Consider the following 14231-nt stretch of genomic DNA (forward strand, 5'->3'; position numbering starts at 1 on the left):
TGTCTCTGCTCTGCCAGTGTGCTAGGAAAGCCTGGACGTTTCCTGTGTGCTCTGAACTGGGGCGATCCACGGCACGTCAACCTTGATTGAACCACCGCTCGGCAAAGATTCGGCCGCGGTCATTGTGGTTCTCCGAGTATTCTCCGGAAGTCTCCTGCGCCTGTCCCGTCGCTTGTTGTGCAGCGGTCGAATCTAACTGAAACTCGTTCGGCTGCTCTTCCAGGCCGTCCACCATGGCATCGCCCTCGGTAGGATGTCCTGGCAGGATGACTTCCATGCGCGTTCCTCCATCTGCAGATTCCTTGATGGTGATGGCTCCGTTGTGCCGCTCAATCACGGATTTCACGATGGCCAGCCCCAACCCAGATCCCGGCATCGCTCGGGCTTCCGCGGAACGGTAGAAACGCTCAAAGACCTTGTCGCGTTCCTCTGGGGCAATACCGGGGCCCGAGTCATCCACGCGCAGGCGCACCTTATCCTGGGCTACTTGCTGCATCGATACGCGGACGGTGCCCGTAGCCGGAGACCACTTCGCGGCATTGTCCATGAGATTGAGCGTGGCTCGGCCCAAAGCAAAGGGATCCCCGTCTAGGACCCAGGGGATAAACCGCACACGGAAGTCGACGTCTGGGCGGCGGCGCTTAGCTCGGTTGAGGGAATGCTCCAAAACTTCATGCAGCTCCACCGGCTCGGGTTCCTTTTCGGTGGCATCCTCACGCGCCAAATCCACGAGGTCACCAATCAAAGTCGACAGCTCGGACATCTGCGCCATCACGTCCTCTTCCAAATCGCGCCGGTCTTCCTCACTGATACCGAAACCGCCACCGGATTTATTCAGCATCATGAGGAGCTCAATGTTGGTCCGCATGGACGTCAGCGGCGTTTTGAGCTCATGGCCGGCATCGGCCACGAATTGCGATTGTTGCACGCGCGCGTGTTGGAGTGCGGACAGCATTCGGTTGAAGGACACCGTCAGCTGCGACATCTCATCGTTGCTCTCGACCGCAATCGGGCGCAGATCATTGGTTTGCGTCACATAATCGACTGCACGTTTCAGCCGAGCAATGGGCTCCATGCCTGTCTTGGACACCACCATGCCCGCAAAGACGGACAGCAAAACGCCAAAGGCCACGATGATAAGCAAAGCCGAGCCTACTGCGGAGACGAGGTCTTCGGTAGACCCCAAGTCCTTAGCTAGGACTACCGTCGCACCGCCTTCTTGGTACTTGGCCAGTACCCGCTCACCGCCCAAGGTACGGATGGAGCTTTCCACACTGTCCCCATCCGACTTAAAATCACCACCCACGGGCAATGCATCACCGTAGGAAAACGCAACCGCAGGCGGAGAGATAGAGACCCGAGTCGAGGGGTTATAGAGCTTAAATGTCGCGATTTCTTGATCGATATTCTCTACAAAGGCTGGGTCCTGAGCTTGCCGCATCAGCACATCCGCTTGTTGCATGATCTGCTTATCGACGCTCGCCGTCATCGACGCTGCAACCAACCAGTAGGTTAAAAAAGTCATTACGGCTACCGCAACGGCGACAACGACACCGGTAACAAGAGAAAGGCGCCACCGAAGCGGCGCCCGCGAAGCCCAGCCACGACGGCCTGAGAGACCCAACCACGCAGTGGTATCTAGGGCTTCAGAAGGCACCGCGTCGGGCGCGGGCCTCCGCAGAATCACGCGATAGCCTCCCTCATGACGTAGCCAACGCCACGCACGGTGTGAATAAGACGCGGCTCGCCACCTTCTTCAGTCTTCTTTCGGAGGTAACCGATGTAGACCTCAAGAGCGTTTCCGGAGGTCGGGAAATCATAGCCCCATACCTCTTCCAAGATGGTATTGCGGGAGAGTACCTTGCGGGGGTTCTCCATGAGCAGGCGCAGCAGGGCAAACTCAGTGCGGGTCAAAGAAATCTGACGCTCGCCCCGAGTCACCTCACGCGTATCGGCATCGAGCTTGAGGTCCTCAAAGCTCAACTGAGTTTCAACTGGCTGCTTCTTAGCAATCGACTCCGCAGCGGCACGGCGGACCAAGGAACGCACGCGAGCTAGCAACTCCTCCAGCGCGAAGGGCTTGGGAAGATAGTCATCAGCGCCCGCGTCAAGACCCGCAACGCGGTCCGACACTCCGTCGCGAGCCGTCAATACCAGAATGGGGCGGTCCCAACCTTCGCTGCGCAGGGTGCGGCAGACCTCCAGACCATCCATGTTCGGCATCATCACATCGAGGATGAGAAGCTCTGGGTGCTCACTGTGCACCATCTCGACAGCCTGTACGCCATCAGCGGCCAATATGACCTCGTAGCCATTAAACTTCAGAGAGCGGCGGAGCGATTCGCGTACAGCCTGCTCGTCATCGACGACAAGAATTTTCATAATCTCAATTATGTCCTATCGGGGCCCTATTCACGAAGTAGAACCCAGCCTGTCGCCCCCTAAAAGCCACCCCTTAAGCACCGCAATAGTTTATGCGTGTGCTAAACAATTGTTCCAAGCTGCATAAACAGTGGACACGACAACAAAACAAAAATTTTCAGGCATAACAAAAATCCCCGCGAATCCACTTTTCTTTGTGGATTCGCGGGGTAGCAGTCATGGCCCTAAGACCTCAACGCTGAAAGCGCCTCAGACCTTAGAACTGCTCGACGTCTACCAGGCCGAGCTTGGCAGCCTTAACCAGGCGGCGCGGAATGCGCACGGTCTGGCCGTCGATGGTGACTTCCTGGAGGGCGACATTGTCAGCCTTCCACTGGGAACGGCGAGAGTGGGTGTTCGCGCGGGATTTCTTAAACTTAGGAGTTGCCATCTTCTTCTATCCTCCTTACGCGTTCTTCTTCTTGCGGCGAGCCATTGCACCGAAGCGCTGGTTGAACTTCTCAACACGGCCAGCGGTATCCATAACGCGCTGCGCACCAGTCCAGAACGGGTGGGACTCAGCGGTCACGTCAACGACGATGAGCGGGTACTCGTTGCCGTCTTCCCACTCAACGGTGCGATCGGAGGTAGCGGTGGACTTGGTCAGGAAGGAGTGGCCGGTACCGGCGTCCTTAAAGACCACCGGGTGGTAATCCGGGTGGATATCTTTCTTCATATGTCGATTCCCTCAGGGTTGAACTACGGGTCGGTTCCTTCCGCGACGCTTCCCTTTTCATACCACCGAGCATCGCCGCGATGACGGCGCTCGATGGCTTGTGGGAGCGTGAAAGGATCGTGCCCGAGTTGGGTCTCTATACTTACAAAATTGTGCGGCTCGCGCCGACAACTCGAAATATCCTACAGGCCAGCGGCATTAAAATCGAAATCGCCGCAGGACGCAGCCCACAGAGTTAGGCACGGAAACCCGCCTCCAACGCCCCCGCCTGCAGCTTCACCACGGGAGAGCCGTGGGCGAGACACAAATAATAAGCGCCAAAGCCCGACGATAATTCAACGGTGATTAGGTTCTACAGTCCGTGGCATGTAAGATTTCCCCTTGCTGTTGTCAAAGTAATCGTTTTACGCCCCCATCAACTGGTGTTCAACGGATATATGCCTCCTGCTCAACCTCACTTTTCGAGCGCCGCGCCTCACCGCGGAATAGGCACTCCGTTAGTCGCTTTCGATGTGGGCGGCTAGGAGAAAGAAGACCCATGTCGGCTATTTGCCAGGTAACGGGCCGCAAGCCGGAATTCGGCAAGCAGGTCTCGCACTCGCACCGCCGCACCTCGCGCCGTTGGAACCCCAACGTGCAGCGTCGTCGGTACTACCTGCCCTCTGAGGGCCGTACCATCACCCTGACCGTTTCCACCAAGGGCATGAAGATCATCGACCGCGATGGCATCGAGTCCGTCGTGGCTAAGATTCGCGCACGTGGGGAGAAGATCTAAAGATGGCACGTAATGACATCCGTCCAATCATCAAACTGAAGTCCACTGCGGGCACCGGTTACACCTACGTGACCCGTAAGAACAAGCGCAACAACCCGGATCGCATCACCTTGAAGAAGTTCGATCCGATCGTCCGCAAGCACGTCGAATTCCGCGAGGAGCGATAATTTATGGCTAAGAAGTCAAAGATCGCCAAGAACGAGCAGCGCAAGGAAATCGTCGCCCGCTACGCGGAGCGTCGCGCTGAGCTCAAGGCAATCATCAAGAACCCGAACACCCCGGACGAAGAGCGCCTCGAGGCGCAGTTCGAGCTGAACCGTCAGCCGCGCGACGCCGCCCGCGTCCGCGTCCGTAACCGCGACTCCGCTGATGGACGTCCGCGCGGTTACCTCCGCAAGTTCGGTCTGTCCCGTGTCCGTATGCGCGGCATGGCTCACCGTGGTGAGCTGCCGGGCGTTCGCAAGTCCAGCTGGTAAAGGGGTACCCATACAATGGCTGTCAAGCGTAATAATCACAAGAAGTTCCGTATGGAGCAGACCCGCCGCCCGAAGAAGAACCCGCTCAAGGCCGAAGGCATTGAGAAGGTTGACTACAAGGAGATCAAGACCCTGCGTCTGTTCATCTCCGACCGCGGCAAGATCCGCTCCCGTCGCGTCACCGGTCTGACCCCGCAGCAGCAGCGTCAGGTTGCTACTGCCGTCAAGAACGCACGCGAAATGGCTCTCCTGCCGTTCACGTCCCGCTAAACACTAGCTGGTTTCAACAGCGCACTTTTGCCGCTGTACTCGTGACACACTAGGACAGGACAAAAGAGCTTTTAGCCGCCGCCTACCTTCCCTACTGAAAGGGGAAAGTAGGCGGCGGCTTTTATTTTCCAACCAGCAACCTTGTGCGCCCGTATCCACCCTGTCATGTTCAACGCGCGCGTGCAGAGTGATAGATTGAAGGGCTAGAACGCCCCTGATGGAAAGGGAAACAAGGACCTTATGCCACTGCACGAATCCCTCACCGATCTCAGTGAACTCGCCACCCATTGCCACTCCCCTGCCCATGCCCGTGGCCTGCTAGAGGAGGCACAGGACCTGCTGCGCAACGCCACAGCCCACCGCGGAGATGGAGTTGAGCTCGCTGCCTGGTTTTCTCGCGTGGTGACCGATATTGTCCGCTCTCCCGGTCTGGCGAGCCCTGTGCGGCTCACCGGCGCCGCTGCCCGCGGCGATCTTCTCCCCTCTCTCCCCATCACGTGGCTGGGCACCGACGAACAGCTGGAGCAGATTATCACTGAAGCCGGTCTATCCTGTGGTGCGGTGCAAGACCTAGCATCGACGCGTGCGGACGCCGGCCTTCCCCTAGGCGCGGGCGGCGAGGAGGAACTCTACGCCGAGGCAGTGTCTCAGCGGCCGGCACCACTGAAGCTCGTCGACGGTCTCCCCGACCGCTCTGCCGACGTGTCCATTCGTCTCTCCTTGCTCGCACCGGTGTCTGCCATCGCCCGTTGGGCAGCTCCCGCGCCCCGCCCCACCCCAGACCGCCTCGCCATTGGCGTCGAGCGTGAGCTTCTTACCTCCGCCGAAGCGGAGGGGCTGAGCCTAGCTTGGGGCACGGGCATCGCCCTCGAGTTGGGCCGGTGGTACGAGGGCGTCGATCAGCACAGCGTTATGCTGGCAGATTTGCCGCCTTTGGACCGCACCGCCTACGGTTCGGCGTGCCGCACTGTCTCTGCTGCTATCGAATCCATCGTGGCTAGGCACGGTAGTGTGGTTAGCTGTAGTGAAAGCTAAGCGTTAACGATCGCCGTTCACGGCGGGGTGTAGGATTACTGACTTGCCGTCAGTTATTACATGAATTTTATCGAAGGGAGTCCGCCTCATGGCAGGGAGCGTTGGCAGGCCACGGAAGAACAGTCCGCGCCGCCGGGGAAACACCGCGCGCGAGGAGATCCTGGATGCTTCATCCGAGCTCTTCACCACCCAGGGCTTTGCGACTACCTCCACGCACCAGATTGCCGATGCCGTCGGTATCCGTCAGGCCTCGCTGTACTACCATTTTCCTTCGAAGACGGATATCTTCCTCACTCTGCTCAATTCCACCATTGAGCCTTCGCTGGAACTCGCGGATGAGCTCGCGGCCTCAGACGCTGCACCGGCACAGCGCTTGTGGTCCCTTGTGGCCGCAGAGTCGCGCCTGCTATTGACCTCAGCGTGGAATGTAGGCCGTCTGTATCAACTGCCGGTGGCCAACTCCCCCGAATTCGGCGAGTATCACGAACAGCGTGACCGCTTGAAAGAGCACTTCCGCACTGCCGCAGCGGGGATTGTGGGCGAGGATGATCCACGCCTCGAGCTGCCCTTCCACATCGCGCTTTCCGTCATTGAGATGCGTCCCAACGATGGCAACGCGCCATTTGATGCTTCGCAGCGCGTACCGGAGCAGTCTGCCATGCTTGCCGACGCCGCCCTCGCAGTCCTCGGCGCCACCCCGCCTAAGGACGCCGAAGCGACCACCTTAGATCTGCTCAAGAACCGCAACGACTCTATTTCCTCCGCTGCCGCCGCCGCGGCCGACCGGAAGAAGTCGACTCGCTAGCGGCCGTAGCGGATGCCCTAGCGGCCGTGCCGGATGGCATAGTGCGCTAGGAAGGTCTTATAAGGCTTATACGCCTTTTCACCGTCTGCTCGGAGGCTGTCCACAAGGCGGTCCATCTTGTGATTCGTCTTCTTTTCCGTCCACCCCAGCTCCTCGGCGATCTCGCGGACCGAAGGGATATCAGCATCGGTGGAGCCCGGCTTCTTGAGGTAGCTGGCTAGCAGGCGCAGCAGCTCTTCTTGTTCATCATTGGGAACGTGGCGGGTGCGCGTGCGCTCCTCATCGACATCCTGCTCGCGTTTTGTGCGACGCGAGTAGTTGCTGTTTTCCACGTCTATATACAGCTCATAGGGGCATTCGGGAGTCTCAAAGGTAATCCTCGATGGTCCCGGGGGTACAGCCGCTACTGAACGCGGGCCCAAATCGATGCGGGAAAACCCCGTGACACCGCGCAGCTCGATGCGCAGTGGGATATGGCTGCCCACGTTGCAAATCATCCATCCCTGTCCGCCGTACCACAGCTGAAAAAGCTGGCGGTGCAGGCTGAGGTCCTCCTCGCCTACCCGGAAGTCACCGGCGCGGCCGACAATGACTTCTTGGCCCGGGGACATGACCATCACGCCACCGATCAAATCATCAATGCGCAGCCGCGGCCCCTGAGGAGCGTTCTGCGGTGGGAGTGGCTGCTGCGAGCTCATAGACACCTCCGTAGGGCTGGGAAACGTGCGCACATCGCCATCCATCCCGGCGAGGCGCCTTCAAACAGTGTCTTTCAGTGTAGCGGCTCTCACTTTAGTTCCGCTCGCTAAGTTACTGCCCCACCCCGCTAGCGCTAGGCCACGATAGCCCACGTCACCACAAAGATGAGGATGATGACAACGACGGTCACCGTGATAATGAGAGCGTTTGAATTATCCCTCGCAGGCGGCTTGTTGTTTGCTTGCTGCGGCGTGGAACGGCGTTGGACGGTAGACCCTGGCATCGCCGGCGTAACCGGTGTGGAAGGTGACACAGTCCCCGGGGACGCGATCGGGTTCGAAGGGGCAACGAAGCCAGTAGGCCTTGCCCGTTCCACGGATCCGAAGGAAGCGGCAGGTTCCGGCCAGCGTTGGGAGGGTTGAGGATGCCGACCAAACTGGCTCGGCTGCCCAGCTCTTCCCGCATTTCGCGGTTGCTCTGGCCGTGCCGAAGGCTGCGGCGTGGGCGCGATACGCGGAGCATCGGCGGCCGGTGCCGCCACACGCTGGGCGGGGCGGGACTGGGAGACGTCGCCAAGCGCGGCAATGAAGTCCTGGGCCCGCGCATAGCGCTGCATGGGCACGCTGTTGAGTGCCTTATTCAGTACGGTCTGTACTTCCGACACAACTCGGCTTGTGTCCCCTGCCAGGAATTCGGCGAAGGCATCACTGGACAGATCCGGGATGCGCCGCTGCCCTTCCCACTCGCTGCGCGGCATCGTGTCCTTAAGATGATGCAGCGTAAGCATCTCGAAGGCGATAAGGGCCAAGGAATAGTCGTCCGCGCGCGCCGACATATCATCATCGCCATAAGCATTACCGTTATTTTCCGGGGCCAAGTATTTCTCAGTTCCCACAATGTGGCCGATTTTGGTCAGCCGAGACTGGCCCTCCTCAATGCTGATTCCGAAATCACTCAGTACAGCCGGTGGCAAGCTGCCGGGGTTCTTACGCAATAGAATATTGGCGGGCTTGATGTCCCGATGCACCCACCCAGGGTGCAGCTCATGGTGCATATAATCCAACGCCGAGGCAATTGGTTTGAGGTAATACACAACCTCCGCCACGCTAAATCCCCGGCCCTGGTGAGCCCGCTCACGGATAGCATGCCCCAAGGTTTTGCCGTCGATGAAGGCCATGACCATAACGTCATCGCCGCGCGGGGTGGACTCCTTGGAATAAAACTGGACTACCCCTGGGTGGCTACCGATCTTCGTGAGCGCCTTCATTTCATTGTGGAAACGGGCGCGGGAGGCTTCATCACGGACGTCATCCAACAGCACCTTGACGGCGAGCTCACGGGAAAGGTCCGGATCCGTGGCATGAAAGACCTGCCCCATGCCGCCTTCACCCAACAGGTACACGTTGGTGTAGCGCTTCTGCTGGGTCAGCCATTGCACGAAGTAGGAATTAGTCACTGCCCCATTGGACCATATGCACTGGGCAGCATGATGTTGCCATGTCCCATCGCCCCCAAATGGAGGGTACTTAAGCGCGGTTCCGTCCGGTGTTGCCAAGCCGGTTATGCTACGTGTTGTTCTCTACCGTTTTCCAAGGACCCTATGACGACCCCAGGATTTGGCACTAACCATCACGAGCATAAGCCCCCTACACCGGTGTCGGGCCAGTCTCGGCAGCCTCAATCGGAGCAGCGCAACCTCGTTCCGATCATCTGCGCGATCGCAATTCTCATTGCGCTGGTGATTGCAGGCCTCGTTATCTGGTACGACGCCCGCTCCACCAGCCAACAAACGTCCAGCACCAGCGAAAACTCGGAGCAGACAGCCCCTCAGGAGGAGGCTGCCTCCCCGGAGGCGACTGCTGCGCAGAAAGATGAAGAAACGGACGAGGCAGAAGCACCGAGCGAGCAGGCTCCGGGAACCTCAGTGAGCGCCGGGGCTGCCGACGTCCCCGAGGGACTCACTGCCGCCGGTTGGTCCGATTATCCTGAGGCACGCTGCCAACAGGGGGAGGATATGATCTTCGCTGCCCATGGCACCGATCCCGATTCACACATTGTGGTCTGTGAGAAACAGGACTCCCTCTTTTACCGCGGTGTTTGGTCCAGCGGCGCTGCCTTTGGCCCGGCGCGTGGTGAAGGGGATTCCTTCAGCGCCACGATTCTTGATCCAGCCAGCGGGAAAGACACCGGCTCCGTGCTGAACATTCGCGGCACGGACTATGACATCGACGGCGAGGCCGGCGAATTCGAGGACTATTGGCCGCGCTAGCGCCTTTACATCGCTCGTGCTTCTTAAACAGCGCCCTGCTGGCATCGCGCATCGGGCCACTCGACCTCTGCCGTGGCCAGCTGTTTGACCACGCGGCTCAGCATCTGCTGTGCTTCGCCATAATCGCCGGAAGGCGCTGCGGCATAGATCGCCACTGCCACCGTGTGCCCGCCTAGCGTGATTAATCCCATCTGGCGGGCTTCATAAGAGCCGTCCTCGGCCGGCCCCCAGCCGCCTTTCATCACCGCGCCTTCTAAAGCCCGAAGACCATAGTTCTGCGCGGGATCCGGCTGTCCCATGGCTGCAAGGATCGGATCCGTGCCTTCGTGGCACCCCAGCGCGGCGATGAATTCTGCTTGCTCAGACACCGACCACTGTGTTTGGCCGAAGGCGCTAAAACCGGGGCGCGGTGGCGTAGCGGGGACCTCAGTTGTGCCAATGATGGCCTGGGTGGCTTGTGCGGCTTGTTCTCCCCCGCCGAGGGCCTCCCAGAGAGAATCGGCCGCGGCGTTATCGGAATAGGTGATCGCCCGGGATACGGTATCGGGATCCGCCACCCCGGCGCGTTCGGCGGCGATGGCCAACGGGACTTTCACGGTGGACCACGCAGGCAGCGGGCCGGTGTTGCCAGCCGCTGCGACGGTTCCTGAGCCGGCCACCGCGATCCCGGTACCGGGGTTGTCTGCAGCGATGGCGTCGACAGCTTCCTGAAGGTCGGTAGCATTAATCATGGTTGGTTCCTTGTCGAGGGCTGAATCAGCGGCGGGTCCATCAGATACCTCTGCCCCGGAATCAGGCAGCGTGGGCTGTGGGCTGCTCGCCGGAGTGCTGGACTCAGGTGTGGAGACATCACCAATGGTGCAGGCGCTTAGCGACGCCCCCGCAATCCCCACCAGCGCTGCTAGTACTGCCATCCTACGCCGCGGCTGTACAGGGCTGCGACGTCGCATTGCTACCTGTTTCATTGTTGACCGCCTGAGCATTAGAGGATGAGCACAACCGCGTTGTTTCCACCGGTACAGGTGACAAATTCACCGTTGTCGGAACAATCCATGGTGTAGGTGATCTCGGTGACTGGGCTGTAGGCCTTAATGGTGGCATCAAACTCGTGGGTTTCCACGTAGTGCTTGACGTACTCATCGCGCACAACGTTGGCGAAGGATTCCGTCGTTACCACTGTTCCACGGTAGACACTGTTGAAGTTGCCACCCGGTTCGTTGTTGCGCGCGGCGTCGTTCGCCGGAATCGCCCCCTCCGGCAAGTCCGGGTACTCGGGGCGCTTGTGAGACTGCGAGGTCGTCGTGGTCTGTTCTGTCGTTTCTTCAGAGTTCTCCTCGCTCCCCGCGCTCTCTGCGTCTTCCTGTGCACTCTCATTCTGCTCGGTGAGTTGCGCGGTGGTCAGGGGCGAGCCGGCTTGAGAATGTGAGTCGGCATGTTTGAAGAAAAAAATGTAGGCCAGCGCGGCCATAACGAGGACGACCGCCAGGATCAGCACGGCGATAAGCACAAACTTGCCGGAGTTGGAGGAGCTGCCACGTCCGCTGCTCTCCTGAGAATAGCCAGCGGGGTACCCTGCTGGCTGCTGGTCATACTGTCCGCTACCGTCCTGCGGCACCTGCTGGGACGCGAAGTGCTGCGTCTGGAACTGCTGTTGCTGGCCGTACTGGCCTGATGCACCGGAGGCGGCAAAAGGGTTCGAGTAATTGCGCTCGCCGGAGTGCGCATAACTCTGATTGTTTCCCGTGTTCTGCGGGTAGCTCCGGGGCGGCAGGGGACGCTGTTGCGTTGGCGGCGCTTCAAAATCCGCGGTTTCCGGGTGGGTATCTTTACGGGAAGGCTGCGGCTGGCCGCTATTTCCCTGCGGGTACTGTGCGCCGAATCCATGGTTGCGATCTGAGTCAGTCACCGAAGCCTCCGTAGATCTAGACGTTCTGGTTATGCCCGATAGGCGTTTTCTATCTTTCTTATCTTTGCACAGCTACCACGATTGCGGTGAGGTTCGTGCATCGTGCTTCATTCACGACGCCGTGTTTCCACGACTTTTCTGATTCTGATGGGGAGTATTCCCACGAGTTTGCATCTCTGTCCGCGCGGACAGCGGTGGAGGGTTTAGATTATTAGAGGTATCTCAATGCTCTATCTCCCCTGTGCACGGAAAGGTTGTTATTCTCCCAGCCATGACGTTTCCTACCGGCCCTTCGGGCACTCCGCCACGCAATTCCGGTTCCTCCGGCTTCGGTTCACCCGCTCCGGGGTTTGGCCGCCCCGGCGCCCCCGGCGGTGCTAACGGCCCACATCAGTCCGGCTCGGGCGGTTCTCCGGGCGGGTTCGGCAACACTCCGCCGTTTGGTGGGCAATCTGCTAGCCCCAGCTCACAGCCTTTCGGCGGGAGTGCTCCAACTCCGCCGAGTCCACCTCAACCCACCGCGTACACCGCTCCACAACCGCCGAAGGGCACAGGTCGTTTCAGTGGTGCCATCGCCGCGCTGATTGCTCTGCTTGTCATCCTCGCGGTCATTCTCGGCGTCGGTGCATGGTTTATCTGGGGACGCGAGTCGTCCGGCTCAGGCCACACCGCTGCATCCTCCGAACCGACCTCAACAGCTACGCTTCCGGGAACTCCTCTTGCCACCAGCGGCCGTATCGATACTGACCTGGAGGCTGACGGCGTGGTCATTGCCCGCACCTTCTTCCCGGATTCCTATGTCTCGCGCTCCGGCAGCACTAACATCGCTGATGTGCAGCTGGCCGAAAGCCATAGCCAACTCAACGCGGTCTTTGGTTTCAGCGATGACCGGGAGAATACTGATGTTGCCAGCGCCACCGTTACCGTCAACGGAGCTGACGGTGCTGAGCTGGCTTCCTTCGAGGTCCCGGCAGAGGAGGCTCTCGAGATGCCCATCAACATCGCAGACCACCAAGCCCTGCGCTTTACTTTTACGTATAAGGACGCCAACGGCAATCCTGCGGACAACACTGGCTTCGCGGCGGCTTCCCTCCACGCGCAGTAGCGCACACCCGACGGCCCCTCGCGCGGTAGCGCCAAAGCTGCCCTAGTTGCCAAAGTTATAGCCTCTGACTGCAGTGGCGGCGCATAACTTCGTCGTTTAGGGCAGTTACTGCCCTCTAGGGAAAGCTGCCATATATACGAAAGCCGCCTCCTTCCCCGCGCGGCGAAACAGCAACGGCGAAGAGAGACGGCTGCGCGCTGCCTACGGCAGCGGGCTATCCAGGATTTAGTGGAAGAAGTGGCGGGTTCCCGTGAAGTACATGGTCACCCCTGCCTTCTTAGCGGCCTCGATGACTTCCTCATCGCGGATAGAACCACCTGGCTGCACCACGGCCTTCACGCCGGCTTCAAGGAGAACCTCCAGGCCATCGGCAAACGGGAAGAAAGCATCGGAAGCAGCGAAGGAACCTTCGGCGCGGTTGGCGCCGTCGGCCAGCGTGTTAGCACGCTCCACCGCGAGCTTGGCGGAATCGACGCGGTTGACCTGGCCCATACCGACACCCACGGTGGCGTTGTCCTTGGCCAGCAGGATGGCGTTGGACTTCACCGCGCGCACGGAACGCCAAGCGAATTCGAGCTGCGCCAAGTCGGACTCGTTCAACGCCTCACCCGCAGCCAGCGTCCAATTGGCCGGGTTATCGCCCTCTGCCTGGTAGGTATCCGGCTCTTGGGTGAGCATGCCACCGGAGATGTACTTAACTTCCTCCTTGGGCGCTTCATGCTCTGCCTGCAGCACGCGCAGGTTCTTCTTGGCTTTGAGAACTTCGATGGCGCCCTCCTCGTAAGACGGAGCCACAATGACCTCAGTGAAGATCTCCTTGACCTGCTCGGCCATCTCGACGGTGACCTCGCGGTTCACCGCGATGACTCCGCCGAAGGCAGACATTGGATCGCAGGCGTGTGCTGCGCGGTGGGCAGCCGCGATGGACTCCTCAGACACCGCGATGCCGCACGGGTTGGCGTGCTTGATGATGGCCACGCACGGGCGCTCATGATCCCAGGCAGCGCGCCAGGCGGCGTCAGCATCCTGGTAGTTGTTGTAGCTCATCTCCTTGCCGTTGAACTGCTTCGCATTGGCCAAACCAGTGGTACCGATGCGGGTCACGGTCGCGGATTGGTGGGAGTTCTCGCCGTAGCGCAGCGGAGTGGTCACGTCACCGTCGCTGAGCTGATCGACGAACCATGCGGACACCGCGGCGTCGTAATCAGCGGTGTGCAGGAAGGCATCGCGGGCGAGGCCACGACGCTCTTCCAAGGTGAAGCCGCCGTTGGCCACAGCGTCAGCCACATCACCGTAGCGGGCTGGATCCACGACGACTGCGACGGACGGGTGATTCTTCGCGGCAGCGCGCACCATGGATGGACCACCGATATCGATCTGCTCCACGCAGCCATCAAAGTCCGCGCCGGAAGCCACAGTCTCGCGGAAGGGGTACAGGTTGACTACGACGAGCTGGAAGGGCTCTACCTCCAGCTCCTCCAATTGCTTCAGGTGGTCCTCCTTGCGGGTATCCGCGAGGATTCCTGCATGCACGCGCGGGTGCAGGGTCTTTACGCGGCCTTCGAGGCACTCTGGGAAGCCGGTGAGCTTCTCGACGGGCGTGACATCAATGCCCAAGTCCGCGATCTTCTTCGCGGTGGAACCGGTGGAAACGATCTCCACGCCAGCGTTATCAAGTGCCCGGGCAAGGTCTTCCAGACCGGTCTTGTCATAAACGCTAATTAGCGCGCGCTTGATGTTCTTAGGATCTTCGCTCATGGTACGGGGACTTAAGCCTTCCTTGCGGTAATGAGA

17 protein-coding genes are annotated in these 14231 nt (G+C 59.9%); 8 read left to right on the forward strand and 9 right to left on the reverse strand.

From position 1 onward, the window contains the following. Positions 1-76 precede the first annotated feature (76 nt). The 4 genes from HMPREF3147_RS10290 to HMPREF3147_RS10305 all read right to left on the reverse strand — a co-directional run bounded on the left by HMPREF3147_RS10290 (position 77) and on the right by HMPREF3147_RS10305 (position 3097). Positions 77-1525, reverse strand: coding sequence for a sensor histidine kinase (locus HMPREF3147_RS10290; protein ID WP_246815767.1), 1449 nt, complete (start codon positions 1523-1525; stop codon positions 77-79). A 158-nt stretch (positions 1526-1683) separates the two neighbouring features. Next, positions 1684-2382 carry a response regulator transcription factor gene (locus HMPREF3147_RS10295; RefSeq protein ID WP_070447236.1) on the reverse strand — a complete coding sequence of 233 codons (699 nt, stop codon included), beginning with the start codon at positions 2380-2382 and terminating at the stop codon, positions 1684-1686. Between the two features lie 256 nt (positions 2383-2638). Then, positions 2639-2812 carry a 50S ribosomal protein L32 gene (gene rpmF / locus HMPREF3147_RS10300; RefSeq protein ID WP_010187615.1) on the reverse strand — a complete coding sequence of 58 codons (174 nt, stop codon included), beginning with the start codon at positions 2810-2812 and terminating at the stop codon, positions 2639-2641. 15 nt (positions 2813-2827) lie between these two features. Continuing rightward, on the reverse strand, positions 2828-3097 hold the full coding sequence (locus HMPREF3147_RS10305) for a type B 50S ribosomal protein L31 (RefSeq protein WP_005530151.1): 270 nt from the start codon (positions 3095-3097) through the stop codon (positions 2828-2830). A gap of 538 nt (positions 3098-3635) precedes the next feature. Here HMPREF3147_RS10305 and rpmB point away from each other — a divergent pair. The 6 genes from rpmB (at position 3636) to HMPREF3147_RS10335 (ending at position 6458) form a co-directional block, all read left to right on the forward strand. After that, a complete protein-coding gene (gene rpmB / locus HMPREF3147_RS10310; RefSeq protein WP_010187623.1) occupies positions 3636-3872 on the forward strand; it encodes a 50S ribosomal protein L28 in 237 nt (78 codons plus the stop codon). 2 nt (positions 3873-3874) lie between these two features. Further along, positions 3875-4039 (forward strand): 50S ribosomal protein L33, encoded by a 165-nt coding sequence (gene rpmG, locus HMPREF3147_RS10315; RefSeq protein ID WP_010187624.1) that lies wholly within the window; start codon positions 3875-3877, stop codon positions 4037-4039. Positions 4040-4042: 3 nt separating this feature from the next. Next, positions 4043-4348, forward strand: coding sequence for a 30S ribosomal protein S14 (gene rpsN / locus HMPREF3147_RS10320; protein ID WP_010187625.1), 306 nt, complete (start codon positions 4043-4045; stop codon positions 4346-4348). 15 nt (positions 4349-4363) lie between these two features. Then, positions 4364-4618 carry a 30S ribosomal protein S18 gene (rpsR, locus tag HMPREF3147_RS10325; protein WP_010187626.1) on the forward strand — a complete coding sequence of 85 codons (255 nt, stop codon included), beginning with the start codon at positions 4364-4366 and terminating at the stop codon, positions 4616-4618. Between the two features lie 240 nt (positions 4619-4858). Then, positions 4859-5653, forward strand: coding sequence for a hypothetical protein (locus HMPREF3147_RS10330; protein WP_070447238.1), 795 nt, complete (start codon positions 4859-4861; stop codon positions 5651-5653). A gap of 88 nt (positions 5654-5741) precedes the next feature. Then, a complete protein-coding gene (locus HMPREF3147_RS10335; RefSeq protein ID WP_070447240.1) occupies positions 5742-6458 on the forward strand; it encodes a TetR/AcrR family transcriptional regulator in 717 nt (238 codons plus the stop codon). A 17-nt stretch (positions 6459-6475) separates the two neighbouring features. Here HMPREF3147_RS10335 and HMPREF3147_RS10340 read toward each other — a convergent pair whose 3' ends face one another. Next, the gene (locus HMPREF3147_RS10340; RefSeq protein WP_246815768.1) at positions 6476-7156 is read right to left on the reverse strand and encodes a DNA-binding response regulator; all 681 of its coding nucleotides are present in this window, start codon (positions 7154-7156) and stop codon (positions 6476-6478) included. 134 nt (positions 7157-7290) lie between these two features. Beyond that, positions 7291-8613, reverse strand: coding sequence for a serine/threonine protein kinase (locus tag HMPREF3147_RS10345; RefSeq protein ID WP_070447244.1), 1323 nt, complete (start codon positions 8611-8613; stop codon positions 7291-7293). A gap of 144 nt (positions 8614-8757) precedes the next feature. Between HMPREF3147_RS10345 and HMPREF3147_RS10350 the strand changes: the two genes are divergently transcribed. After that, the gene (locus tag HMPREF3147_RS10350) at positions 8758-9426 is read left to right on the forward strand and encodes a hypothetical protein (RefSeq protein ID WP_070447246.1); all 669 of its coding nucleotides are present in this window, start codon (positions 8758-8760) and stop codon (positions 9424-9426) included. A gap of 23 nt (positions 9427-9449) precedes the next feature. On the opposite strand, the gene HMPREF3147_RS10355 is transcribed toward HMPREF3147_RS10350, so the two are convergent. Together HMPREF3147_RS10355 and HMPREF3147_RS10360 are read right to left on the reverse strand one after the other, a co-directional pair. Then, a complete protein-coding gene (locus HMPREF3147_RS10355; RefSeq protein WP_070447248.1) occupies positions 9450-10340 on the reverse strand; it encodes a serine hydrolase in 891 nt (296 codons plus the stop codon). Between the two features lie 68 nt (positions 10341-10408). Further along, positions 10409-11332: a hypothetical protein gene (locus tag HMPREF3147_RS10360; RefSeq protein ID WP_070447250.1), complete on the reverse strand. Its 924-nt coding sequence runs from the start codon at positions 11330-11332 to the stop codon at positions 10409-10411. A gap of 271 nt (positions 11333-11603) precedes the next feature. On the opposite strand from HMPREF3147_RS10360, the gene HMPREF3147_RS10365 reads away from it, so the two are divergent. Continuing rightward, positions 11604-12437 (forward strand): flagellar basal body-associated FliL family protein, encoded by an 834-nt coding sequence (locus HMPREF3147_RS10365; protein WP_070447252.1) that lies wholly within the window; start codon positions 11604-11606, stop codon positions 12435-12437. Between the two features lie 225 nt (positions 12438-12662). On the opposite strand, the gene purH is transcribed toward HMPREF3147_RS10365, so the two are convergent. After that, entirely contained in the window at positions 12663-14195 is a 1533-nt protein-coding gene (gene purH, locus HMPREF3147_RS10370; protein ID WP_010187644.1) for a bifunctional phosphoribosylaminoimidazolecarboxamide formyltransferase/IMP cyclohydrolase, read from the reverse strand. Positions 14196-14231: the final 36 nt, after the last annotated feature.

This window comes from Corynebacterium sp. HMSC05D03, from assembly GCF_001807205.1.
Lineage (GTDB): Bacteria > Actinomycetota > Actinomycetes > Mycobacteriales > Mycobacteriaceae > Corynebacterium > Corynebacterium aurimucosum.